Raw genomic sequence first — 24,689 nt, forward strand, 5'->3', positions numbered from 1 at the left:
CGGTTCGGTGTGCAACCCTGCGGGCGCGGTGCGCTCCGCCGGCAGGGTCGGCACCCCGGTCGCGCGGGCGTTGATCTATCTCATCCAGCTCTACCGGCACATGGTGTCGCCGCTGCGCCCGGCGACCTGTCGGTTCGTTCCCACCTGTAGCCAGTACGCCGTGGAAGCTCTCACCGAATACGGAGTGATTCGCGGGAGCTGGCTGGCGGTTGTCAGGCTTGGTAAGTGTGGTCCCTGGCATCGGGGAGGATGGGATCCAATTCCGGAGCGCCGCGAGGGCCCGGTCGACGTGGACATCTCGCCCGGGGCGGTCGAGGACCGTCCGGCGAAGCAAGGGGAGAGTGAATCTGTTGTTTGATTTCTTCAGCTTGGACTTCATCTACTACCCGGTGTCATGGATCATGTGGCTCTGGTACAAGGCGTTCGCGTTCCTGCTGGGACCGGACAATTTCTTTGCCTGGGCACTGTCGGTGATGTTCCTCGTCTTCACCCTGCGCGCTCTGCTGTACAAGCCGTTCGTCCGCCAGATCCGTACCACTCGGCAGATGCAGGAACTGCAGCCGCAGATCAAGGCCCTGCAGAAGAAGTACGGCAAAGATCGTCAGCGGATGGCACTGGAGATGCAGAAGCTGCAACGCGAGCACGGCTTCAACCCGATCCTGGGCTGTCTGCCGATGCTGGCCCAGATCCCGGTGTTCCTCGGGCTCTACCACGTGCTGCGCTCCTTCAACCGCACGACTGGCGGTATCGGGTTGCAGTCGATGTCGGTCGAGCAGAACAAGATGATCGGCAACTACGTCTTCACTGCGCTCGACGTGCAGAACTTCCTGAAGGCCAACCTGTTCGGCGCACCCATCGGTGCATCGATGACCCAGAAGGGCGGGTTGGATGCGTTCGAGCATTTCAGTCGCCCCGCGGTGATCGCGGTCGGGGTGCCGGTGATGATCCTTGCCGGCGTGGCGACCTACTTCAACAGTCGGGCATCGGTGGCCCGGCAGAGTCCCGAGGCGGCCGCCAATCCCCAGACGGCGATGATGAACAAGCTGGCGTTGTACGTGTTTCCGTTGGGCGTCGTTGTCGGTGGTCCGTTCCTGCCGCTGGCGATCATCCTGTACTGGTTCGCCAACAACATCTGGACCTTCGGTCAGCAGCACTACGTCTTCGGGATGATCGAGAAAGAAGACGAGGCCAAGAAGCAGGAAGCGCTGGAGCGGCGCGCGGCCAACGCGCCCGCGCCGGGAGTCAAGCCCAAGCGCACCAAGTCGACGTCGGCGACGAGCACGGGATCCGCGGTGGAGACCGCATCGGCTGACGCCGGTACGTCGGAGACCGAAGAAGTCGACATTGACGGACAGGCCGAGGCGAAGCCCGCTGACAAGAGCCCCCAGGCTCCGTCCGCCAAACCGAGCGCGGTGAACCGAAGTAGCGGCCCGGGCCGTACCCCGCGTCCGGGGGCACGGCCGAAGAAACGCAAACGGTAGTAACCGCTTGAACTTGCCGGGCTCGGGCCGTCAGGCCGGAACCCAAGAACACCAAGCAAGAACAACGCGGCGAGAGGCCGCGAACACCAACCCGTGGATGAGGGGAGTAGGAGCCATGACGGACGCTGACACCACTGAACTCGAACCCGATGCGGCGACAGCTGCGTCGGATGCGGAGGATGTGGACACCGCGGAGGAATCCGACGATCTCGAAGAGCGGTTGGTCGCCGAGGGCGAGATCGCCGGTGACTACCTGGAAGAGCTGCTGGACCTGTTGGACTTCGACGGCGACATCGACCTGGACGTCGAGGGAAACCGAGCCGTTGTGAGTATCGACGGCAGTGACGACCTGAACAAGTTGGTCGGTCGCGGTGGTGAAGTGTTGGACGCGCTGCAGGAGTTGACCCGGCTGGCGGTGCACCAGAAGACCGGTGTGCGCAGTCGCCTGATGCTGGACATCGCGAGCTGGCGACGCCGGCGCCGTGAGGAATTGGCGGCGCTGGGCGACAAGGTCGCGCGCCGCGTTGCAGAGACGGGGGAGCGTGAAGCGCTGTCGCCGATGACGCCGTTCGAGCGCAAGATCGTGCACGACGCGGTCGCCGCCGTGCCCGGTGTGCACAGCGAAAGCGAGGGCGTGGAGCCGTCACGGCGCGTCGTCGTACTGCGTGACTGAGCTGTGACCATCTGTGACCAGGCTGTGACTATCGGAGTTACAGGAATGTAGTTCCATGCGGCCCGGTCGCAAGTGCGAGGATCGCGTCGGCCACGGGGAGAGCGGAGGGAATGTTTCACGTGAAACATGTCGATTCGCCGGACCCGGCCGAACGCCCGACACCGGGGTCAGCCGGCGTTGTGGCCGCCGAGGTCTTCGGTGAGCGCCTCGGCATCGCCGAACAGTACGGGAGAATCCTGGCGAGTGCCGGCGTGGAGCGGGGACTACTCGGGCCGCGTGAGGTCGATCGCATCTGGGAGCGGCACCTTCTGAATTCAGCCGTCGTCGGCGAGCTGCTGGACCCTGGCGCACGAGTCGTCGATATCGGCAGTGGAGCGGGATTGCCCGGAATCCCGCTGGCGATCGCCCGCCCCGACCTTCGGCTGGTACTGCTCGAGCCGCTGCTGCGCCGCAGTGACTTTCTGCGCGAAGTCGTGGACGAACTCGGGCTCTCGATCGAGGTGGTACGTGGTCGCGCGGAAGAGCGTTTGGTACGGGACCAATTGAGTGGCGTCGACGCCGCGGTGTCCCGGGCGGTAGCAGCACTGGACAAATTGACGAAGTGGAGTATGCCGTTGTTGAGGCAAGGCGGACTGATGGTCGCGATCAAGGGGGAGCGTGCTCCCGACGAAGTGCGCGAGCACCGGCGTGTGATGGAGGCTTCAGGCGCCGTCAATGTCAGGGTGGTGAGGTGTGGCGTGAATATTTTGGATCAACCCGCGACCGTGGTGGTGGCCGAACGTGGGCGCCAGAATCGGGGATCGAAGCGGTGAGCGCCGCAAGAGTGGCGGCGACGTCAGCGGAAGCGCACAATCCCACGGTGAATGTTTCACGTGAAACATCGACCGAGTTCGATACACCCATCGGCGCCGCGGCCGAACGCGCGGTTCGGGTTCTGCACTCGACCCACGATCCGCTGCCACGGCCACCGCAGCGGCGGCTGTTCACGATCGCGAACCAGAAGGGCGGGGTGGGGAAGACCACGACCGCGGTCAACCTCGCGGCAGCGCTCGCGGTCCAGGGCCTCAAGACTCTCGTCATCGATCTCGACCCGCAGGGCAACGCGAGCACCGCCCTAGGTATCGCCGACCGCCAGTCGGGGACTCCGTCGTCGTACGAAGTCCTCATTGGCGAAGTCACCTTGCGTGAGGCACTCCGGCGCAGCCCGCACAGCGAGCGGTTGTTCTGCGTGCCGGCCACGATCGATCTGGCGGGTGCCGAGATTGAATTGGTCAGCATGGTGGCCCGCGAGAATCGGTTGCGCAACGCCCTGGCGGAGCTCGACGACTTCGACTTCGACTACGTCTTTATCGATTGCCCGCCCTCGCTGGGATTGCTCACGATCAACGCCTTGGTCGCCGCTCCCGAGGTGCTGATCCCCATCCAGTGCGAGTACTACGCCCTCGAGGGAGTCTCGCAGCTGATGCGCAATATCGAGATGGTGAAGGCGCATCTGAATCCTCAGCTCGACGTCACCACGGTGATCCTCACGATGTACGACGGCCGCACGAAACTGGCCGACCAGGTTGCCGAGGAAGTCCGCCGCTACTTCGGGGACAAGGTCTTACGGACGGTGATTCCGCGCAGTGTGAAGGTATCGGAGGCGCCGGGCTACAGCATGACGATCATCGACTACGATCCTGGCTCGCGTGGAGCGATGAGCTATCTCGACGCCAGTCGCGAACTCGCTCAGCGCGGTCGGCCGTCTGCCGGGAGGGGAAGGCAATGAGCAATCCGTCACGCAGGAAGGGCGGTCTTGGCCGCGGCCTGGCGTCGCTGATTCCCACCGGACCGGTCGAGGGCGACGCTTCGACATTCGGGCCGCGGATGGGGTCGGCGGCCGCCGACGTCGTGATCGTCGGGCCGCTTCCGGACGCCGCCGCGATGGGTGCGGTGTACCGGGAGATAGCGCCCTCGGACATCGAGCCCAACCCCCGCCAGCCCCGCCAGGTGTTCGACGACGAAGCACTGTCGGAGTTGGTGCACTCGATCCGTGAGTTCGGCCTGTTGCAGCCCATCGTCGTGCGCGCCGTGCCAGGATCTACGAGCGGTGCGCACTACCAGATCGTGATGGGGGAGCGGCGTTGGCGGGCCGCCCAGGAGGCCGGCCTGTCGACCATCCCGGCGATTGTCCGTGAGACCGGGGACGACAACCTCCTGCGCGATGCCTTGCTGGAGAACATCCACCGGGTACAGCTGAACCCGTTGGAAGAGGCAGCGGCCTACCAACAGTTGCTCGATGAGTTCGGCGTCACTCACGATGAGCTGGCGGCCCGCATCGGCCGCTCGCGTCCGCTCATCACCAACATGATCCGGTTGCTCAAGCTGCCCATCCCGGTGCAGCGCCGGGTGGCGGCAGGGGTGCTGTCGGCCGGCCACGCCCGGGCCCTGCTGTCCTTGGAAGCCGGCGCGGAGGCCCAGGAGGAGTTGGCGAGCCGCATCGTCGCGGAGGGCCTTTCGGTGCGGGCCACCGAGGAGGCCGTGACCCTGGCCAACCGGGGGGACGGGGCGGCGCCCACGCCACCGCGACGCAAGCCGATCCAGATGCCCGGACTGCAGGACGTTGCTGAGCGGCTGTCGAACGCCTTCGACACGCGGGTGACGGTGGCCCTCGGCAAACGAAAAGGCAAGATTGTGGTCGAGTTCGGTTCGGTCGACGACCTCCAGCGAATCATCGACCTGATGACCGCGAAGACGCCGTGAAACCGCATGACCCGACACATTCTGTAATTACGTCACTGTGACACTGAGCCGTTTCGGAACCGTTTTCCGTCCGGCAGTGGGCACCGCCATTCAACGGAGATGTGGTGTGCATCAAGCGATTTCGAGCCCCGACCGGGCCGCGGCAGGGTCGCGGAAGCCGCGGACGAGGGCCAACACTGGCCGGACGGCGATCGACTCTCCTATCCTGGAAGGGTTGCCGGTACGCATCCGCCGCAAGTCGGGTGGATCGCACCGCGGACCGGCGCCCGCGCAGGAATGAGGCCATGGGCTCGGGTACCGCACGGAGGCTAGGAGACTAGTGTCAGCTCGGATTACAGCGCTGCGGCTCGAAGCCTTCGAGCAGCTCCCCAAGCACGCGCGTCGCTGCGTCTTCTGGGAAGTCGATCCGGGGACGCTCGGCAAGGACGAGCACCTCGCCGATCCGGAATTCGAAAAAGAGGCATGGCTGTCGATGGTCATGCTGGAGTGGGGCTCCTGCGGCCAGGTTGCGACGGCGATTCCCGACGAACGCAGCCAGGCCGAACCACCCTGCCTGGGCTACGTCCTGTATGCCCCGCCGCGCGCGGTCCCGCGCGCGACCCGCTTTCCCACCGCGCCGGTCTCCGCCGACGCGGTGCTTCTGACGTCGATGGGTATCGAGCGGGGGCAGGCCGACGAGGATCTCCCGCACCACTTGATCACGCGCGTCATCGAGGAACTGGTGCGCCGCGGCGTCCGCGCGCTGGAGGCTTTCGGTCGCACTGCAGCGGCGACGGAGTTGCAGGAGCCGGTGGACGACGACGTGCGGCCGGTGTTCGACGCGCTCGGTGACTGCTCGGTCGAACACTGCATCATCGACGCCGACTTCCTGATCGACGCCGGCTTCGTGGTGGTCGCGCCCCACCCGTACTTCCCGCGACTGCGCCTCGAGCTGGACAAGGGGCTGGGGTGGAAGGCCGAAGTCGAGGCGGCCCTCGAGCGACTGCTGGAGGCCGCGCAGTTACAACAACCGGTGGGGGCGGCGTCCGCTGCTTCAGTCGGCAGCGAGATGACGGCCGGCGAGACTACGCCGGCGGCCCGTCAGGTCGACGATTGCGAGACTAGGAACCGCTGAGCCGGCTGGCCCGCTCGCGCTCCACGGACAATTCGTGGGCCAGCAGTTCGGCAAAGGTGAATGTCCCAGTGGGACGGTCGTTCTTGCCCAACAGGTACAGCCGCTTGACCGCGGCGAGAATACCTTCGGCGATGGCGTCACGGCTCTGCGTCGAGATCAGCATCTCGCGGTCACCCGGGTTGGTGATGTAGCCGACATCGACCTGGACGGTTGGCATCCGGGTCAACCGCAGCAGATCCCACGTCCGGCCGTGCACCCGGCAGTCCCGTAATCCGGTGCGGGCCACTACTTCCCGTTGGATGAAGTCGGCGAGGTTGCGGCCGATGGTGGACACCGAGCCGTGCGAATTGCCGAAGTGAAATGAGGCAACGCCGTTGGCCGACGGGCTGGTCTGAGTTTCACACCGCAGGCTGATCATCAGGTCTGCGCCAACGGAATTGGCGGTGGCGGCGCGCTCGGCGTCCGACGGACTGCGGTTGGTGGGCCGGGACAGGAAGGTCTCCATACCGATCGCGGTCATCCGGCCTTCGAGCCGACTTGCCAAGTCCCACAACACGTCTGCTTCGCTGATCGGGCCGGCCGAACCTTGGGTGATCAGACCGTGGTCGCTTCCGCCGCGGCCCGGATCGATGATGATCCGCTTCCCCGACAGCTTCGGGCCGGAGCTGCGCACCAGCTCTTCCTCGCGGATCGCGTGCGGCGAACCACCGCTGACCCGGGAGCTCAGAAAGTACAACGACCGCAACGTTTCCGGGCCGCAGATGCCGTCCGCGGACAAGCCGTACTCGCGTTGATAGGACATCAGCGCGTTGTGCGTCTGCAAGCCGAAATGCCCGTCCACCAAACCCGTGTAGAAACCGAGGTCCTGCAACCGGGCCTGCAGCGTGGCAACGTCGTCACCGTACAGCGGTGCGCCGAACTGGTGATACAGCGTGCGCGCACCGAGGCGATAGGACGCCTCCTTCAATGCCCGGTAGGTGGCCTCGCCGACGATGCCGTCCACCAGCAGTCCACGATGCTGCTGGAACGCCCGCACCGCATGGTCGAGCTCACCGTCGAACACGTCGGCGGCGACGTGCCTGCCGGTGGTCAGTTCGTCGTCGGAGCCTTCCAGCATCCCCAGCGCGGCCAGCGCCGCCCGGATCTCGGTGACAGCGGCACCACGGTCGCCACAGCGCAGCGCGTCGCCGTCTTCGCGGCGCGAACTCGGCATACCAAGGGCCCTCCGGGACTAATTGACATCGCCGCCACAAGCGGCGCAGTTAATCGCTATTGTCGCAGATCCTCGCCGATATCGAGAAAACCCCAGGCCAATCACGGGCTCGTTTCTGCAAGGAGAACCGCTCGACGGGGGCCGTCAGGACAGGTTGGGAACCGCGTCGGCCAGCTCGCGCAGCAACGCCGCCTTGCCCTTGGCGCCGACGATTCGCTTCACCGGTTCGCCGTCCTTGAACAGGATCAGCGTGGGGATCGAAACGACCTGAAAATCGCGTGCCGTCTCGGGGTTGGCGTCCACGTCGATCTTGGCGACGGTGAGCTCCGCCGACCGTTCGGCGGCGATCTCTTCCAGCACCGGGGCCACCATCTTGCACGGCCCGCACCAGGTGGCCCAAAAGTCAACCAGCACAGGCTTATTACTGGCCAACACGTCGGTGCCGAAGGAGGCGTCGGAAACTTCGATCGTAGACTTGCCGGAATCGCTCATCGTTGTGCTCCAATCAATTCGGTACTGTCGGCGGGCCCGGTCGCTTCGTGGTCGGCCAGCCACCGTTCGGCGTCGATGGCCGCCGCGCAGCCGCTGCCGGCCGCGGTGATGGCCTGCCGGTAGGTGCGGTCGACCAGGTCGCCGGCGGCGAACACACCGTCCAGCGATGTGCTGGTGGTGCGTCCCTGGACCAGGACGTAGCCGTCCGGGTCCACCTCGATGGCGTCGCGGACCAGAGCCGAGCGCGGTTCGTGACCGATCGCGACGAACACGCCGGTGACCGGCAGCGTGGATTCCTCGCCGGTGACCGTGTCGCGCAGGCGTAGTCCGGTGACCGAGGTGTCGCCGTCCACGCCGAGGACCGCCTTGTTGGTCAGGATGGTGATCTTCTCGTTGGACTGCGCCCGCTCGAGCATGATCTTGGAGGCGCGGAACTCCTCGCGGCGGTGCACCAGGGTGACGCTGCGGGCGAACCGGGTGAGGAAGGTGGCCTCCTCCATGGCGGAGTCGCCACCGCCGATGACGGCGATGTCCTGGTCGCGGAAGAAGAAGCCGTCACAGGTGGCACAGGAGCTGACGCCGCGGCCGAGCAACTCCTGCTCGCCGGGCACCTGCAGGTAGCGGGCGGCCGCACCCATGGCCAGGATGACGGCGCGGGCCCGGAACGTCTCGCCCTCGGCGGTCACCACGGACTTGACCGGCCCGTCCAGCGACACGGACTCGACGTCTTCCATGCGCAGGTCGGCGCCGAACCGCAGCGCCTGCTCGCGCATCTGGTCCATCAGTTCCGGGCCGGTGATGCCGTCGCGGAACCCGGGGTAGTTTTCCACCTCGGTCGTCGTCATCAGCGCGCCGCCGAAGGAGATGCCCTCGAAGACCAGCGGCTTGAGCTGGGCGCGGGCAGCGTAGAGGGCCGCGGTGTATCCGGCGGGACCGGAGCCGATGACGATGACGTCGTGGATGGTGTCTGAGGAAGCGGTCATGCGTACCTTTCGGAACGAAGGCTGATCAGTGAGCGTGATCTGCAATCCTACGAACGCCAGCGTAGGCGTGGGTGTTCCCGCCTGCGACGCACGACACTGGCGCGGCGGTTATGCGCGCGGGATCGCGGTCGTGGCCAGTAAGCCGGTGTCGGCGGCGCTGCAGTTCAGCGCGACGGCGTAGGCCACCAGGGTGTCCGAGGTGTCGCCGGTCATCACCAGCAGCACCCCCGGGCGGGCGTTGACTTCGACGGGCTGGGCGCCGAGCACCTCCTCGGTCGCGGGGTAGCCCAGGCCGCCGAGGCAGGACGCCCGCTGCGAAGCGTTGGCGAGGGCGCCGAAATCGGGCGGTCGACGCGTCAGCTCGCGGATCTCGGCGTCCGACAGCGGTATCACCGGGACCGGCGTGGACACGGTGATGTGATCGGCGGTGACCGGTGCACCGGGTACCGAGTCGGGTTCGTTGAGCAGGGACATGGTTCCGATGCCGACCGCCGCCAGCACCGCGCACACCCCGGCGATGCCGGCGACGACACGTGCCGGGCGCAGGGGCGGGCGGGCGGCGTGCGCGGCGCGCGAACCCTTCAGCGACGCGGCGACGCGCGCGAGGACCTCCGGCGGTGCGTCGGGCGCCGGGGCCGCGCCGGCGGCGGCGACATCGCCGCGCACCTGCTGCAGCGCCTGCAGCGTCGCCGCCGCCTGAGCATCGGTGCGGACGCGCCGGCGCACGCGCGTGGCGGTCTCGTCATCGAGCAGACCCGCCTGAAGGTCGGCGAGGACCTCGACCGTCAGCGGGGGATCGTCGTCGGCGGCAGTCATCCGCCCCAGTGTCCGCCATCGGCGGCTCGGCCTCTAATTCGCCCCGAGGGCGTCGGCGCCCGCGTCGAGATATCCCAGCAGGTGGGCGAGGCGCGCCCGCCCGCGGGCGCAGCGGCTCTTGACGGTGCCCTCGGGCACGCCCAGCCGCCGCGCGGTCTCGGCGATGGAGTAGCCCTGCATGTCGACGGCGACCACCGCGGCGCGTTGCTGGATCGGGAGCCGCAGCAACGCTCGCTGCACCATGAGCGCGGTTTCCACCTGCGACGTGCGGTCGCTGACCGGGTGCATGTCCTGAAACGGGACGGTCGGGCGGGCTTGAGCGTGGCGAAGCCGGTCCAGACAGGCATTGAGCACGATGCGGTGCAACCAGGTGCCGACCGTGGCGTCGTCGCGAAATGTGGCGGCGCTGCGGTGCGCTTTGAGCATCGCGTCCTGGAAGGCGTCGTCGGCGTCTTCGCGACTCGGGCTGGACAGCCGCGCCAGCCGGTAGAGCCGGCGGTGGTGGCGGCGGAACAGTTCGGCGAAGGCGTGGCGGTCGCCGGCGACGTGTGCCGCGAGCAATTCGGTGTCAGTGCGTTGCCGTCCCGCTCCCCACAAGCCCACTGCCGGACGGTAACCAATCGGCCGGCACCCGGCACTTCACCTGCGATCAGGAAGCGGCTTGGATGGTGATCTCGGAGACGTCGGCGCGGCTCTTGCCGTCGGTGGTGCCCAGCGTGGAGATCCACACCAGCAGGTTCGAGGTCGGCGAGGACGCCTTGACCTGGATGGTGTTGTGGCCCGGCTTGAGCGCGGTGGCCGGCGTCAACACCGTCGTGTCGTCCAGCTTCGACGGGTTCGGCGAGGACGACGACCGGATCTCCACCTTGGTCCCGGTGCTCGAGACGTCGATGCCGACCACGCCGACAACCGTCGGCTTGGGCAGCTGCAACATCAGTCCCACCCCGTTCTTGAAGCCGGGGAACGGCACCGCGTCGGAGTAGGTGTCGGTCTGCCACACGGTGCCCGGGTTCCCGTCGATCGCGTTACCCGCGTCGCCGGGGTTGTCGGCATCGCCGCCGGGGGAGAAGACGGTGGCTTTGGTGGGCTTGACGAAGCTGCCCGACGGCGCCGAACTGCCCGGGGACTCGGTGGCGGCCGATGAGGTGGGGTTGTTGAGGCCGAGCTGGTCGCCCTTGAGGCCGCTGCCGACGTCGCCGAAGATCTTGCTGACCACCGAGGCCAGCACCAGCAGCGCCACCAGCAGGACGGCCGCGCCCGCGCCGAGGCCGATCAGCAGGTTACGGCGGCGGCGGGAGTAGACCTCCCCGCCGCGCTCGGCCGCACGTCGGGGCGAGGCCGGTGAGGGCGGTTCGGCGATCGGACTGATCACCTCGGTGCGGTCGGCCACCGCGGTGGCCTGTTGCAGCAGGTTCAAAAGCGTTGAGGCACTGCGTATTCCGCCGTCCTCCTGGACAGATCGGACTGCGACCGCGGAGATCTGGAACGGGATGTCGCGGTCGACGACGGTCGGCTCGACGGGCTGACCGTTGGCGTCGCGGTCGGCCGGAGCCAGGTCGCTGCGCGCCCCGGTCTCCGACAGCGGCCAGCGGTTGACCAGCAGCGCGTACAGCGCGGCGCCGATGCCGCGGATGTCGTCCTGTGGGTTGGCGTCGGGCATCGTCGCCGGGTAGGCCAGCACGACGTCGCCGTCGATGCTGACGCGCACCCGGCCGGGATGGTCGAGGGACAGTGCGACACCGGCGCGGTGGGCGGCGTCGGCCGCGGCGGCCAGCGACTGCATCGCGCGGATGGCCCCCACCGGCGACGGCGAGGTGTCGGCCACCTCCTGCAGTGAGCCGCCGCGGATCCACTCCGAGACCACCAGGCCGCCGGACCCGGTGTGTACGACGTCGAGGATCCGTGCGATGCCGGGCTTGTCGATCCGGCTGAGCCGCAGGGTGCGCGACAGGATCTCCTGCAACACGTCGTCGGGCAGCGATCCTTCGGGGTCGACGAAGGTGAGGGCGACCTGGCGGTCGAGTGCGGTGTCCAGCGCCTGCCAGAAGTGCAGCGGCGGTGTGCCGCCGTGGGAGAGCAACAGCCGGTAGCGGCCGTTGGCGATCCGGGCCCCGGGCACCAGGTTGAGTTCGTCCGGGGGCGGCTCGGCGTCGCGTTCGCGGGGTGCGTCGAACGGGATCGGTCCGCGGGGGTCGACGTCGCCGGCAAGCCGATCCCGTGGGGCTGCTCCTCGGCTGGGAATGTCGGGCTGGAAGTCGTCGCCGGCCATCGAACTCGGTGCGGCGTTATCCGAAGTGCGGTCGGTCACCTCCGGTCCTTTCGCTAGCCCGGCCCTGGCCACCGGAGGTCTGCGCCGGATCGGCTCCCGTACCGCATGTCCCCCCGGCAGGGACGAATTTCTTTGCTCAGGGTACGTGACGTGGCGACCCGCGGACGACACCGTTGTGCGGGCCGGTGCCGGCTGCCCGCGTCGGGCGCGGCGCCCGATGGCCGCGGCGGCCGCCCGGGCTTCGGGGACGCCTGCGGCGAGCATCACCCCCGCCAGGATCGGCACCATGATCACCCCGAGCAGGAACAGGCGCAGCAGCGAGCCCATGCCGCCATGCTCGGTCAACCGGTGCAGGCCGAGCAGGCGGTCGGCGACGTGGGCAACGAGCCCGGCCAGCAGCGACGCCGCGATCGCGACCAGGATCGTGCGTACCGTCGCGAGGTCGATCAGCGTTCCGCCCTTGGGACGCAGGCTGCGGCGGAGCAGGATATGGCCGACGACGGCACCCGCCAGGAAGCCCAGGCCGTTGGCCGTCCCGAGGTAGCCGGCGATCAGATCTTTGTTGCTGGTGACGTGCGGGGTCAGCAGCGAGCCGGCGATTTTCACCGAGGTGATCACCAGGATGATCACGATCGGTGTCCACGGCTGTTCGCGGGCGTAGAAGACGCGCAGCTGCAGCAGGACCAGCGCGTAGGGGATCAGGGTGAACGCCGACAGCGCGATCGCCGCACCCAGGTACCCGGCGTCCACCTGCCCGAAGTGCCCGTAGGCGAACAGCGCACTGCCCATCGCCGGCCCGCCGACCGTCATGAACGCGACCGCCGGGATCAGCGTGATCATGGTCAGGCGGGTGGCCAGCGACAGATCGGCAAGCACCGCCGGAATGTCGTCGGCGGCGGCGTTGCGGCTCAGCCGCGGCATCACCACCGTCAGGATCGTGACGCCGATCATGCCGAACGGCAGCATCAGCACCAGCCAGGTGTAGTTGTAGATCGCCGGTCCCGACGCGGCGGCCGATGCGGCGATCTGGTTGCCGACCACCAGGCCGAGCTGGCTGATCAGCACGTAGAGCACCATGGCCGCGGCCATGGTGCCGAAGCGCTTGAGCCGGTCGTCGAGGCCCCACAGTGGGCGCAGGCTGATGTGCTGACGCCCGATGGCCACCAGCAACACCGCGGTCTGCGCGAACACTCCCAGAGTGGTGCCGATACCGAGCACCAGCAGCTTGGCGTTGCCCATCTCGACGGGGTCGACCGACAGCTCGCCGGGGACGGCCAGGTAGACGCCGAGCGTGGCGATGGCGACGACGTTGTTGACGACGGGCGCCCAGGCCGGCGGCCCGAACACGTTGCGGGTGTTCAGGATCGCCATGAACACCGAGGACAGGCCGTAGACCAGCACCTGCGGCAGCAGCAGGTAGGCGAACGCCGTGGTCAGCGACTCGTTGACCTCGGGGTTGCGGCCCAGCATCAGCCGCACCAGCAGCGGCGCCGCGGCCACGGACAACACGGTGGCCACGATGAGCAGGGTGGTGGCCAGCGTGACCAGCCGCCGCACGAACGCCGCGCCGCCGTCGGGGTCGTCCTGCTCGGCGCGGGCCAGCACCGGCACGAAGATCGCGGTGAACGTCGCCTCCAGGACCAGGGCCGCGACCAGGTTCGGCAGCTGGTTGGCCACCGAGAACGAGCTGGACAGCGCCGCCCCCAGGATCGCGGCCAGCAGCACGATCCGGGCGAACCCGGTGAGTCTGCTGATCAGGGTGGCGAATGCCATGCCCCAGGACCGCGACACCACCGCGGCGTCGGACAGTTGCTCGGGGCGGGGCCGCTTGGGCTCCTCGAGCTGCTTTTGCTGCGGCGTCCAGCCGGGGCGCGGCGGCAGGCCGGGCGGCGGAACGGTGCTGCGCGGCTGGGAGAGCTGATGACGGGGCGGTTGTGGCGTCGCTTGCTGCGGCGCCGGCTGCACCCCGCGGGGTGCGGGGTTCATACGCGGTGCTCTTCGTGGACCCGCTGCTCGATGGCCCGCTCACTCGGGGGCCGCAGGTGTCCGATCGCGGGCGGGTCGGGACGGTCGAGGTCGGCGGGGTCGGGCTGGCCGCGGAAGCGGTGCCACAGTCGTCGGCCTGCCAGGATGACCAGCACCGCCGCGGCGGTGAGCGTGATCGCGAACAGCACTTTGCCGTAGGCGTTGGAATGCACCGACAGGCGCACGGGTTCGCCCAGGACGGTCCCGTCCGGGGTGCGCAGCCCGACGTCGATGGCGACGCGCTGGGTGAAGTTGACCTCGATGGGGACCCGCAGCGGCAGGTATCCCGGCGGCAACTCGATCTCGCCCATGTCGGTCACCGTCATCCCCGGCGGCGCCTTGACCTGCAGGCGCACCCGGATCGGCACGGCCAGGCCATTGTGCAGGGCCAGCGGCAGCGGGCTGTGCTCGGTGGCCAGGGTGTAGGAGCCGCCCGGGTTAACGATGGTCACCGAGCCGAAGAAGTCGTTGATCGTGGTGCCCACCACCGTCAGGCGCTGTTGGGCGAGGCCGTTGCGGGTGTCCGGCGGCACCGACTGGCTCAGCGCGCGCAGCATGTCCTCGCGCAGCGGCGCGGTGTACTGGGGCCCGGTCAGGCCGGTGCGCTCGTCGGTCATCAGCGCCGAGGTCAGCTTGAACAGCCGGCCCACCTGGCCGCTGATCTCGCCGGTGATCTCGTCGCTGAACCTGCCCCGCTCGGAGGGGTAGGCGCCGGGCGGCACCGGCGGTTCGATGCGGGCGGCCGCGTCGGCGACGAGTGCGGGCAGCGGGCGCGGCACGGCCAGCCCCGAATGGATGGAGGTGGCCAGGGCGGTCAGGATGAACTGGGCGTCGTCACCCTGCAGCGACCACACCGCCGGGGGCACCAGGATCTGGGTGCGCGGGGCGGCCTCCGGGGTGAGGCTGCGCCACAGCATGGCGCCCAGCGCGTCCTGGCGCCGGGCGGTGGCCGAGTCGTGGTTGACCCGGATGGACAGCGACGGGTCGAGATAGGTCGGGACGGTCGGGTTGGAACCTGCTCCGGCCAGCGCCGCCCCCACGGCGGGGTCGAACGGCGCCGTCACCACCTGGGGCGACAGCCGATGCGGCGTGACGTTGGCGCTGCCGGCGTCGGCGGCGTCCTGGGCGGACAGGTCGGCCGCGGCGACGGCGACCGTGTTGTCACCGGCGTTGAGCAGGCTGACCGCGCGGCTGGTCAGTGGGCCGTCCGGGAGCAGGGCGGTGCCGCGGACCGAGGTCACGTCCAGGATGCGATCGATGATCTCGCCGTTGCTGAGGGTGGCGGTGGAGCTCAGGCCGGGGTCGTTGACGCGCTGCAGGGCGTCCAGGTCGGCCTGGGCGTAGGGCAGCGGCGCCACGCAGGTGCGGTGGGCCAGAGCGCGCAGCCGGTTGAGCCAGGTGCCGGCGGCGGCCTGGCCGGTGCCCGGGTGCGTGGGCGTGCCGGGGAGCTGGGCGGGCCCGTCGGGTGAGTTGGAGACGACGTAGCCGGCGGTCATCGCGTTGACGGTGACGATCAGGTCCGGGTCGACGGCCAGGCAGAGCGCACGCCCGACGGCGCCGTCGGGGTCGACGTCACGGCTGGTGGCGAGTTCGGCCGCCGACAGCAGCGTGTCGAGGCGTCCGCCGTTGGCCAGCGAGTTGGCCAGGTCGTCGTCGACCAGGCGGACCGGGATGGTGCCGCCGGGGACGCCCGGTGCCAGCCGGGGCCGGTCGGCCAGCGGCCACAGCATGGTGATCCACACGGGCTTGGTGGTTTCGGGTGCGACGGCGGGGGTGGCCTCTGCGCCTGCGGCTTTGTCCGGGGGGACGCCCACCACGGGCAGCAGGAAGCGCGCGTTGTCCAGGCGCGCGGGCGCGCCGTAGTCGGGGGTGCCGTTGACGTTGACCAGGACGGGGAAGATGCCGGGCTTGTCGACGGCCAGCGACGGCTTGGTGAGCGAGCGCAGCGGCGCGGACAGGGTGAAACCGGCCTGCTGGCCGCGCTGTAGTTCCGGGGAGACGGTGAGGAAGTCCGCGGCGGCCTCGTACTCGTCGGTGCTGCCGTCCAGTGAGGTCCGCAGGCCGGGGGAGGCCGAGACGGCCGACGCGTGTTCGAGGCGGACCATCACATCGCGGACCGGGCGGTCGCCGATGTTGGTGACCATGCCGCTGACGGTGACGACGGGGTCGCTGGTGGTGGTGACGACGTCCGGGGACACCTGGTCGATGCGGACCTGGACGAAGGGCGTCGCGGTCGGCTCGCCCGCTCTGGCCAGCGGGGTGGCCTGCGGGGCGGTGAGCAGGACCCCGAAACCGGCCACGATGCCGATCACTGCGGCGAGACGCACCAACCTTGCCCAGCGGGAGCGCGGCGCCGTCACGGCCCCTGCCCGTGACCGTTCTTCTTGCCCGGCTCCGGGTCGTTGGCGTGCCGGGTGCGGGAGTGGGTCTGCGGCCGTCGCCGCGGCGCGCTCGGCGGCAGCGGCGGTAGCGCGTGCTCGCTGTCGTTCTGCAGCGTGTCGATCAGCTCGTGGGCCCGTTCGGCCAGGCGCCGTTCGTCGGCGTAGGCCAGCCGGGAGGGCAGTTCCCGGATCGGCACCCACGCCACCTCGGCAACCTCCAGGTCTTCGTCGCACAGCTCCCCACCCAAGAACCGCATCAGATAGTGGTGCACGGTCTTGTGCACCCGTCGTCCGTCGGTGACGAACCAGTAGTCGATGCGCCCCAGCGCGGCAAGCACGCCGCCGCGGATCCCCGTCTCCTCGGCGACCTCACGGATGGCGGTCTGCTCGGCAGTCTCACCCATCTCGATGTGGCCCTTGGGCAGCGACCACAGCATCCTGCCACGTCGGTCGATGCGTCCGATGAGGGCGGCCACCTGTGTTTCGCGGGGACCGTCGATGCCGTCGATGACCAGGCCGCCGGCCGAGGTCTCGTGCACGGTGCGCATCCGGTCGGGGTCGCGGCGCGGCCTCGGGCGGCGCTTGGCGGCGGCGGCCGGGGTGGGTACCGTGTCGGCGGCCGGCTGGCTTTCCGTATTGTTCTCAGCCGGACGGGCGCCGCCACGACCACGACGCCGACCGCGGCGTCGACGAGGTTTGGCTTGTTCGCCCTCCGACACCCAAGCGATATTAGCTGGCAAGGGCCGGTGTTCCTGATGCACTCGCCGTCGGCGGGCACCTTTGGTCACGCGAGTCGCTTGCGGCGCATGCGTCACAGCAGTACCTGGCGCGGGCGTTCAGGTGTTTGCCCGCCTCTGCGCGACACACATCGAGTGTGCCGCTGCGGCGGGATTTTCGCTTCCCGGGCGCAGTAGGCGCACACCGAAAGCAGTGGACGCACACTCGAACTGCCAGGACGTGCGCTGAGTCACCACGGCATCCCTATTAGGCTCACCGAACGTGGCCGAACCCGTCCCGGATGCCGAACTGCTGACCGCCGCCGCGGTCGCACTGCACCAGTACGCGCCGCAGTTGCGCGAACTGGGCGCGGCATTCGCCGCCGCCGGCCATGAGCTGTACCTGGTCGGCGGGTCGGTGCGCGACGCCGTGCTGGGCCGGCTGAGCCCGGATCTGGACTTCACCACCAACGCGCGACCCGAGCAGATCCAGCAGGTGGTGCGGCCGTTCGCCGACGCGCTGTGGGACACCGGCATCGAGTTCGGCACCGTCGGGGTGGGCAAAGACGGCCACCGGCTGGAGATCACCACGTTCCGCGCCGACACCTATGACCAGGTGACGCGCCATCCCGAGGTGCAATTCGGCGATCGGCTGGAAGACGACCTGGTGCGCCGCGACTTCACCGTCAACGCGATGGCGGTGCGCATCACCGCCGACGGACTGGGCGAGTTCCTCGACCCCCTCGGCGGCCTGGTCGCGCTGCGCGCCAAGGTGCTCGACACCCCGATGCCGCCGGAGGTGTCCTTCGGCGACGACCCGCTGCGGATGCTGCGCGCGGCGCGGTTCGTCTCCCAGCTCGGGTTCACCGTGGCGCCGCGGGTGCTGGCGGCGATCGAGCAGATGGCTCCGGAGCTGGGCCGGATCAGCGTGGAACGGGTGGCCGTCGAGCTGGACAAGCTGCTGTGCGGTGCCCACCCGGTGGCCGGCATCGACCTGCTGGTGCAGACCGGGATGGGTGAAGTGGTGCTGCCCGAGATCGGCGGCATGCAGATGGCCATCGACGAACATCACCAGCACAAGGACGTCTACCAGCATTCGCTGACCGTGCTGCGCCAGGCCATAGAACTAGAGGACGAGGGCCCGGATCTGGTGCTGCGCTGGGCCGCGCTGCTGCACGACATCGGCAAGCCCGCCACCCGGCGCCACGAACCCAACGGGGGGGTGAGCTTCCACCACCACGAGGTGGTCGGCGCCAAGATGGTGCGCAAGCGGATGCGGGCGCTGAAGTACTCCAAGCACATGGTCGACGACGTGTCCCAGTTGGTCTATCTGCACCTGCGGTTCCACGGCTACGGGGAGGGCAAGTGGACCGATTCGGCGGTGCGCCGCTATGTCACCGACGCGGGCCCACTGCTCGGCAAGCTGCACAAGCTGGTGCGCGCCGACTGCACGACCCGCAACAAGCGGCGCGCCGCCCGGCTGCGCGCGTCCTATGACCGCCTGGAGGAACGGATCGCCGAGCTCGCTGCCCAGGAGGACCTGAACCGGGTCCGTCCGGATCTGGACGGCAACGAGATCATGCGACTGCTCGACATCCCGGCCGGCCCGCAGGTGGGGGAGGCCTGGCGGTTCCTCAAGGAGCTGCGCCTGGACCGCGGTCCGTTGTCCAACGAAGAAGCCACGGCGGAGTTGTTGGCGTGGTGGGCGCAACGGAAGTCTGACCAATCGGACTAGTGCGACTAGTCTGAACCCGTGAAGTCGGTCTCCAGCACCGAAGCCAAGGCCAGGCTGAATGCGCTGCTGGCTGAAGTGCAGCGGACGGGCGCGTCTGTCACCATCACCAGCCATGGCCGCCCCGTCGCAGTGCTGTCGCCGGTGAACCCGGTGCCGAGGAAGTTCGGTCAGATGCCGATGTTGGTGGTACCGGATGACTTCAACGCGCCGCTGCCAGAGGCGGAACTAGCGGCGTGGGAAGGCACTGTGCCGTAATGGCGGGGTTGCGCGTTCTGCTGGACACCCACGTGTTGTTATGGCTGGTCAGCGCGCCGCAGAAAATCGGTGCCGATGCCCTTGAGGTGCTCGCGGACCCGCGCACTGAAATGCTGGTATCGGCGGCGTCGGCGTGGGAAATCGCGATCAAAACACGGCTGGGCCGCCTGGACGGGGATCCCCTGTTGTCGGCGTGGGGCGACGTCGTCCGCGACATGGCGGCGCGGGACCTCGCGATCGACGCCGAGGACGCGATCTTCGCCGGGCGGCTCAACTGGGACCACAACGACCCGTTCGATCGTGTCCTCGTCGCACAGGCTGCGCGGCGGAGCCTGACCATCGTGACCAACGATCGCGCTATTCTGCGCGCGGCACTGACGCCGACTATCACGGCATGAACAGGGAACCCCAGGCTGCAGGTTCCCGTCGAAACTTCCATGGATTACTGCTTGGGAGACGACGGCGCGGCATCGATCTGGACCCGGCCACCCGACCTGGACCTCGACGGCGACGGCAGGTTCGACGCGATCGGTCTGGATCTGGATGGTGACGGTCTGCGGGACGACGCGCTGGCCGACCTCGACGGCGATGGGATGGCCGACCACGCTGTGCTCGACGTCGACAACGACGGCACCCCGGAAAGCTATTTCGTCGACGACGGGTCCGGGACGTGGGCGGTCGCGGTCGACCGCGACGGGCAGCTGCGGTGGTTCGGCCTGGACGGCGCGGAACATGCCGGAGGCCCGTTGGTCGATTTCGATGGACAGGGCCAACTTGACGACCGATTGTTCGACACCGACGCTGACGGGATCGCCGACAGGGTTCTCTGCGCCGGCCCCGACGGCGTCACTGGATATATCGACACCGACGGCGATGGGCTGTGGAACCTTCGGCTGATGGATGCCGATAGTGACGGCCTGGCAGACGGCGCCGCTGAATTATGAATTCATTTCGCAATAACGCCAGCTAATAGGTAGCTGCCATTACTCAAGTGTCATACCGTTTGACACGCGGCCGTTTGTCGTGTCCACTAAACAACCTGCTTAATGCCTGTGTAGCAACGACATCGGGTGAAGTGACAGCCTGCTGAAGCTGGTCTAGTTTTACGCAGACCCACGCTCGGGGAGCGCAATTAATTGAGGGAGACGTAAATAATGGCAAATGCCACCGTTGTCACTCCGGAACTGCTGCGCAGTACTCAGCAGCGAATTGAAACACGACTGCAGGAGGCGGTGGCGATCGCCAACCAGTACCTCAGCGGTCACGAAAACATCATCAGCGCCACCGGGTGGGCGGGTGACGCGGGGTCCACATCTCTGAACACCGCAGGCCACATCCACCACGATCTGCAGCAGATCATGACGGGCGGTCAACGGCTGGCGCACGGCCTGGGCCGGGCCGCGGCACTGATGGAAAACCACGAGGCAGATGCCGCGCACGACCTGAACGGTGTGTTCGGCGGGGGAGGCCAGGCGGTCTAGAGCTCTGTCCACCCTGAAAATCCCCGGACCACACACCAAAGGAATCACATCGTCATGACAGATCAGATCGTCTACAACCACGGCGCCGTCATCGGCTTCGCCGGCGAGGTCGGCAGCCAGGCCGCACAACTGATGGAAATCCACGCCGACGTCCTGCACATGACCCAGGCTCTCGGGGACTTCTTCCAGGGCCACGGCGCCACGGCGTTCTTCGACGCCCAGCAGCAGATGTTGCACGGCCTCGAGGACCTCATTCAGACCGTCAGCCGTCATGCCCACACCGTTCACAACGTGGACGAGATGGCGCAGGCGACCGACGCCCAGATGGGCACCTTGTTCAGCTAGCCACTTCGAGTGGGCCGACGGGGCGCATGCACAGCGTGCGCCCCTGGCCCGCATTGAGGGACACCGTGTTAACCACCACCGTTGACGGGCTATGGGCCCTGCAAGTACTTACGGGAATCGAGACCGTCGCTCCCGAGCTGGGTCTACGCCCGCATCTGCCCAGCGTGGAGCCCAAATGGTTGGCGCTCCAACACCCGGTGACCAGTGAATTGCGTGATGCCGGTGTAGTCGACGGGCTCGACGGCGTGGATCCCACGGTGGTGGAATGGCTGACCGTCCTGTCGCGCCGGGACGTCAGTTTGGTCGTCGATGTCCGCACGCCCGGCGACAGCGAACCGGCACGCGTGCTGCTCGCCAGGTTCGCGCAGTGGTGGGTCGCCCTCGAGCGCTCCGCGGATCTGATTCGGATCAGTGGTGCGGGCACGTCCACCGGCGAGGAAACGGCGAACACCGTGCTCAACGAGCAGATCGAGCGGCTGTGCGGCCGAAACCACCCCGCGCCGCTGCGGCCCGTCACCCTCGATGCCGGCGCGATGCGGATCGCCGCGGCCGGCCGGGAGGCGCCGCAGACATTTCTGGCCGGCCAGCGCCTCGACGCCGATCAGGTGCGACTGCTGACGGTGGCCGCAGACCCGCGCCGATCGGCGCAGGCGTCGATCGTCGCCGCGCAGTCCGGGGTCGACACGGGACGATTCCAACGCACCCATATCGAACCGGGTGCGGTGACGATCATCGACACCCTCGAGGGACGGCTGGTTGCCGAGGATGTCGAATCCGGGGGCAAGACGTGGATGATCGTCGCCCCTGGGACCAGCAGCAATATCGCCGCGGCGATCAATCGCATGATGCGGCGCCTGCCCGCTCATCAGGACTGGCATTCGTACCGCAAAGTCGTGTAGTCGAGAGGTATCACCCAAGTGTTAGCAATCCCGCTGTGACGAATACATGGAACGCCGGCCCGAACGCCGCCGAACAATCCGGGCGTTACCAGCACCAGGAATCCGTCTCCGGCACCTTACGCATTTCCGACATGGTGGCGCCCCGCAAAGTGCCACCCGGGTCGGGCTGGCGCAAATTCGTGTACGCGATCTCTTTTCAGACCATCAATCTCGGAGAGTCGCCGGCCGAACGGCACTATCGGGAATTGCAGTCGCGGATTCGGCGCCATATCCGCAAGCAGTACGTGATCGGGGTGATCTCGGGGAAAGGTGGCGTCGGCAAGACCACGATGACCGCCTGCATCGGCGGTGTGTTCCGGGAATGCCGCCCGGACAACGTCGTCGCCATTGATGCCGCCCCGGGGTTCGGTACGCTGGCCGGCCGCATCGATGAGTCCCCACCCGGCGACTACTCGGCAGTTCTGAACGACACGGACGTGCAGGGCTACGCCGACATCCGAGAACATCTGGGACAGAACAGCATCGGACTCGATGTACTGGCCGGCAACCGGGCGTCGGACCAGCCGCGGCCCCTGGTGCCGTCCATGTTCACCGGAGTGCTCGCACGGCTGCGCCGCACCCACACGGTGATCGTGGTGGACACTTCCGACGACCTGGAGCACCCGGTCATGAAGGCAGTGCTCGACGCCTGCGACGCCCTGGTCTTCGTCTCAGGTTTGACCGCGGACACCTCGCTGCCGGTCACCCGCGCGATCGACCTGCTCCGCTCCATGGGCTTCCACGAGTTGGTGTCCCGCAGCACCGTCATCCTCAACGACAGCCGCAACAAGTACGGACCGGATGCGCTCAAATACCTCACCGAACGCTTCCGGCAATCCGGCGCGACGGTCGAATTCATGCCCTATGACCCGTATCTGGCCAAGGGCGGCATCATCGACACCCGCCACGAACTGAGAAAGCAATCCCGGCTCCGGCTCTTCGAGATCACCGCCGCGCTGGCCGACAAGTACATTCCGGACGCCGACAGGCCACGTTAATGGCGAAGGTTTCGTTCCCCGCCCGGTGTGCGGTCGCCGTCGTGTGCGGTGAACACCTCCTTTCCCAGGTCTACCCGGCGTCCGTGCCCATCGAGGTCTTCCTCGACAACGCCGTCGAACTGCTCAACGAGGAGCTCAAGCGCCGCGGCCTGGGCGGCCTGGACGCCGCCGCCGGTTACGAGCTGCACAAAGCCAACGGGGTGCGCCTGGATGTGACCAAGACCCTCGATGAGCTCGGCGTCGAGGACGGTGCCACGCTGGCGCTGGTTCCGGCGGTTGACGGCGAGTCGTTCGAGCCGCAGTACGAGTCGCTGTCCACCGGACTGGCTCGGGTAGGCAAGAAGCTTTTCGAACCGGTCACCGTGCGAACCGCGGCCCACACCGCGCTGGCGATCACTGCGGCCGTAGCCGTGACGATACTGGGACTTGCTGTGCGACAACGCATCTCATCGGCGACGCTGGCACCCGGCATCCTCACGAGTAGCCTCGGGTTGCTTACTGCCGGAGGCGCCGTCGCGGTCTGGCGGTGGTGGCCGCACCGTACCGACATGATTGACGTCCTGGGGTGGCTGGCCGTGCCGCTGCTCGCGGTGGGACTGGCCGCCTCCGCACCGGGACACCTGGGATCGGCTCACGTCTTCATCGGCGCGGTGACGGCGGCGGTGCTGGCCTGGGGGATCAGCGGGACAACGGGACGCCACCTCAGTGTGGCAGCGACGGTGGTGACGCTGTGCGTGGTGGGCGGAACCGTTGCGGCGGTGCGCATGTGGTGGCCCGTGCCCGCCCAGTGGCTGGGGATGTGCACCCTCGTCGCCCTGCTGTTCGTCCTGACAGCGGCCCCGACGATCGCGCTCTGGGTTGCCCGGATCCGGCCGCCCTACTTCGGCTCGATCACCGGACGCGACTTGTTCCGACGGAGCGCCGGGCTTCCTACCGATGCGGTCGCGCCGGTCAGCGATGGCACCGACGGCACCGACGAGGACGCAAATCCCGACACCACCCCGCGCGGCGCACAGATCGCCGCCGCGGCGATACGTGCCAACCAGGTGCTGACCGGAATCTGCGTCGGCGCCGCGGCTGCTTTGCCCGCCGCGGTGTGGTCATCGCTGATGCCGGGCCGTGACCGGGCAGCGGCGGCCGCGGTGCTCGCCGGGCTCTTCGTCGTGATCTTCATCAGCCGGGGGCGGGCCTTCGCCGACAAACGCCAGGCCGTTGCGCTGGTGTCCGGTGCGGCGGCCGCGACCTGCGCCGGGGTCGTCAAACACGTTGTGCACGAACCGGCTTCGTCAAGCCAGGCGCTGGTGGCCGCGGCGGTGCTGCTGGTCGCCTTCGCAGGGGCAGGGCTGTTGGCGGCGTTGCTCGTTCCAGTCACCAGGTTCACGCCGCTGGTACGGATGGCCGCGGAGTGGCTCGAGATCGTGGCCATCATCGCGGCGCTGCCGATGGCCGCCTGGATCGGCGGACTGTTCACCTGGGTGCGGATGCGATGAGGCGGACAGCCGCAGCAGCCCGACGACTGAGCGCCATTCTCATGGTCATCCTGGCCACCGGCATGTCGACCAATTATGAAATCGCACAGGCAATTCCGCCACCGAAGATCGACCCGTCCCGGGTACCTGCGGACGGCAGGCCGGCCGCCGACCAACCGATGCGGCAGAGCAACATGTGCGCCCGGACCATCACCGTCGCCGATCCCAATGTGGCGGTCACCGCGCCGGGTTTCACCATGCTCAACATCAGCAAGGCGTGGCAGTACTCGACCGGCAACGGGGTGCCGGTGGCGATCATCGACACCGGTATCAATCCGGGCCCGCGGCTGCGGGTGGTCGCCGGCGGGGACTACATCATGGGCGGCGACGGACTGATGGACTGCGACGCGCACGGCACCATCGTGGCGTCGGTGATCGGCGCCGCACCACAGGGCAGCCCGATGCCGGCCCCGATGCCCGCCACTCCTGCCTTTCCGCCACCGGCCGGACCGCCGCCGGTCGACGGGGCACCGCCACCGCCCGGGGGCGGTCCGGCCGGTGGC

The 24,689-nt window shown here is 68.2% G+C and carries 24 protein-coding genes and 1 pseudogene; 17 read left to right on the top strand and 8 right to left on the bottom strand.

What is annotated here, in order from left to right; all coding sequences use genetic code 11:
- The first annotated feature begins 7 nt into the window (after positions 1–7).
- The 7 genes from yidD to AO501_RS23130 all read left to right on the top strand — a co-directional run bounded on the left by yidD (position 8) and on the right by AO501_RS23130 (position 6,010).
- Positions 8–358 (top strand): membrane protein insertion efficiency factor YidD, encoded by a 351-nt coding sequence (gene yidD, locus AO501_RS23100; protein ID WP_371935027.1) that lies wholly within the window; start codon positions 8–10, stop codon positions 356–358.
- Positions 342–1,481 (top strand): membrane protein insertase YidC, encoded by a 1,140-nt coding sequence (gene yidC, locus AO501_RS23105; protein WP_055579935.1) that lies wholly within the window; start codon positions 342–344, stop codon positions 1,479–1,481. The genes yidD and yidC overlap by 17 nt, the downstream gene beginning before the upstream one ends.
- A gap of 115 nt (positions 1,482–1,596) precedes the next feature.
- Positions 1,597–2,154, top strand: a complete 558-nt coding sequence (locus AO501_RS23110; protein WP_055579936.1) for a protein jag — start codon at positions 1,597–1,599, stop codon at positions 2,152–2,154.
- 110 nt (positions 2,155–2,264) lie between these two features.
- Positions 2,265–2,966 carry a 16S rRNA (guanine(527)-N(7))-methyltransferase RsmG gene (gene rsmG, locus AO501_RS23115; protein WP_055579937.1) on the top strand — a complete coding sequence of 234 codons (702 nt, stop codon included), beginning with the start codon at positions 2,265–2,267 and terminating at the stop codon, positions 2,964–2,966.
- The gene (locus AO501_RS23120) at positions 2,954–3,922 is read left to right on the top strand and encodes a ParA family protein (protein ID WP_231752587.1); all 969 of its coding nucleotides are present in this window, start codon (positions 2,954–2,956) and stop codon (positions 3,920–3,922) included. Before rsmG ends, AO501_RS23120 begins: the two co-directional genes overlap by 13 nt.
- The gene (locus AO501_RS23125) at positions 3,919–4,896 is read left to right on the top strand and encodes a ParB/RepB/Spo0J family partition protein (protein ID WP_055579939.1); all 978 of its coding nucleotides are present in this window, start codon (positions 3,919–3,921) and stop codon (positions 4,894–4,896) included. The genes AO501_RS23120 and AO501_RS23125 overlap by 4 nt, the downstream gene beginning before the upstream one ends.
- Before the next feature lie 319 nt (positions 4,897–5,215).
- Complete coding sequence (locus AO501_RS23130; RefSeq protein ID WP_231752586.1) at positions 5,216–6,010, top strand: acetyltransferase; 795 nt, start codon at positions 5,216–5,218, stop codon at positions 6,008–6,010.
- Here AO501_RS23130 and AO501_RS23135 read toward each other — a convergent pair.
- From AO501_RS23135 to AO501_RS23170, 8 genes are all read right to left on the bottom strand, one after another.
- Positions 5,997–7,223 (bottom strand): N-acetylmuramoyl-L-alanine amidase, encoded by a 1,227-nt coding sequence (locus AO501_RS23135; protein ID WP_055579940.1) that lies wholly within the window; start codon positions 7,221–7,223, stop codon positions 5,997–5,999. The genes AO501_RS23130 and AO501_RS23135 overlap by 14 nt on opposite strands.
- 144 nt (positions 7,224–7,367) lie before the next feature.
- On the bottom strand, positions 7,368–7,715 hold the full coding sequence (trxA, locus tag AO501_RS23140) for a thioredoxin (protein ID WP_055579941.1): 348 nt from the start codon (positions 7,713–7,715) through the stop codon (positions 7,368–7,370).
- On the bottom strand, positions 7,712–8,698 hold the full coding sequence (gene trxB, locus AO501_RS23145) for a thioredoxin-disulfide reductase (RefSeq protein ID WP_055579942.1): 987 nt from the start codon (positions 8,696–8,698) through the stop codon (positions 7,712–7,714). The genes trxA and trxB overlap by 4 nt, the downstream gene beginning before the upstream one ends.
- 108 nt (positions 8,699–8,806) lie before the next feature.
- A complete protein-coding gene (locus AO501_RS23150; RefSeq protein WP_055579943.1) occupies positions 8,807–9,514 on the bottom strand; it encodes a hypothetical protein in 708 nt (235 codons plus the stop codon).
- Positions 9,515–9,547: 33 nt separating this feature from the next.
- Positions 9,548–10,117: an RNA polymerase sigma factor SigM gene (gene sigM, locus AO501_RS23155; protein ID WP_055579944.1), complete on the bottom strand. Its 570-nt coding sequence runs from the start codon at positions 10,115–10,117 to the stop codon at positions 9,548–9,550.
- Between the two features lie 46 nt (positions 10,118–10,163).
- On the bottom strand, positions 10,164–13,769 hold the full coding sequence (locus AO501_RS23160; RefSeq protein WP_082658791.1) for a murein biosynthesis integral membrane protein MurJ: 3,606 nt from the start codon (positions 13,767–13,769) through the stop codon (positions 10,164–10,166).
- Positions 13,766–16,168 carry a hypothetical protein gene (locus tag AO501_RS23165; RefSeq protein WP_055579945.1) on the bottom strand — a complete coding sequence of 801 codons (2,403 nt, stop codon included), beginning with the start codon at positions 16,166–16,168 and terminating at the stop codon, positions 13,766–13,768. Before AO501_RS23165 ends, AO501_RS23160 begins: the two co-directional genes overlap by 4 nt.
- Positions 16,165–16,908 (bottom strand): NUDIX hydrolase, encoded by a 744-nt coding sequence (locus tag AO501_RS23170; protein WP_055579946.1) that lies wholly within the window; start codon positions 16,906–16,908, stop codon positions 16,165–16,167. Before AO501_RS23170 ends, AO501_RS23165 begins: the two co-directional genes overlap by 4 nt.
- A gap of 280 nt (positions 16,909–17,188) precedes the next feature.
- Here AO501_RS23170 and AO501_RS23175 point away from each other — a divergent pair, with 280 nt between their 5' ends.
- The 10 genes and pseudogenes from AO501_RS23175 to AO501_RS23220 all read left to right on the top strand — a co-directional run.
- On the top strand, positions 17,189–18,640 hold the full coding sequence (locus AO501_RS23175) for a CCA tRNA nucleotidyltransferase (protein WP_055579947.1): 1,452 nt from the start codon (positions 17,189–17,191) through the stop codon (positions 18,638–18,640).
- Between the two features lie 18 nt (positions 18,641–18,658).
- Positions 18,659–18,895, top strand: a complete 237-nt coding sequence (locus tag AO501_RS23180; RefSeq protein WP_055579948.1) for a type II toxin-antitoxin system Phd/YefM family antitoxin — start codon at positions 18,659–18,661, stop codon at positions 18,893–18,895.
- On the top strand, positions 18,895–19,293 hold the full coding sequence (locus tag AO501_RS23185) for a type II toxin-antitoxin system VapC family toxin (RefSeq protein WP_197419929.1): 399 nt from the start codon (positions 18,895–18,897) through the stop codon (positions 19,291–19,293). The genes AO501_RS23180 and AO501_RS23185 overlap by 1 nt, the downstream gene beginning before the upstream one ends.
- 39 nt (positions 19,294–19,332) lie before the next feature.
- The gene (locus tag AO501_RS23190; RefSeq protein ID WP_055579949.1) at positions 19,333–19,839 is read left to right on the top strand and encodes a hypothetical protein; all 507 of its coding nucleotides are present in this window, start codon (positions 19,333–19,335) and stop codon (positions 19,837–19,839) included.
- 210 nt (positions 19,840–20,049) lie between these two features.
- A complete protein-coding gene (locus AO501_RS23195; protein ID WP_055579950.1) occupies positions 20,050–20,376 on the top strand; it encodes a WXG100 family type VII secretion target in 327 nt (108 codons plus the stop codon).
- 54 nt (positions 20,377–20,430) lie between these two features.
- Positions 20,431–20,721 carry a WXG100 family type VII secretion target gene (locus AO501_RS23200; RefSeq protein WP_055579951.1) on the top strand — a complete coding sequence of 97 codons (291 nt, stop codon included), beginning with the start codon at positions 20,431–20,433 and terminating at the stop codon, positions 20,719–20,721.
- Positions 20,722–20,786: 65 nt separating this feature from the next.
- A complete protein-coding gene (locus AO501_RS23205) occupies positions 20,787–21,620 on the top strand; it encodes an ESX secretion-associated protein EspG (protein ID WP_055579957.1) in 834 nt (277 codons plus the stop codon).
- A 35-nt stretch (positions 21,621–21,655) separates the two neighbouring features.
- Positions 21,656–22,657, top strand: a complete 1,002-nt coding sequence (locus AO501_RS23210) for a MinD/ParA family ATP-binding protein (protein ID WP_055579952.1) — start codon at positions 21,656–21,658, stop codon at positions 22,655–22,657.
- Positions 22,657–24,147: a type VII secretion integral membrane protein EccD gene (gene eccD / locus AO501_RS23215; protein WP_082658792.1), complete on the top strand. Its 1,491-nt coding sequence runs from the start codon at positions 22,657–22,659 to the stop codon at positions 24,145–24,147. Before AO501_RS23210 ends, eccD begins: the two co-directional genes overlap by 1 nt.
- 41 nt (positions 24,148–24,188) lie before the next feature.
- Positions 24,189–24,689, top strand: a pseudogene (locus AO501_RS23220) (type VII secretion-associated serine protease); the annotation flags it as partial.

This window comes from Mycobacterium gordonae (genome assembly GCF_001417955.2).
Taxonomy (GTDB): Bacteria; Actinomycetota; Actinomycetes; order Mycobacteriales; family Mycobacteriaceae; genus Mycobacterium; species Mycobacterium gordonae_B.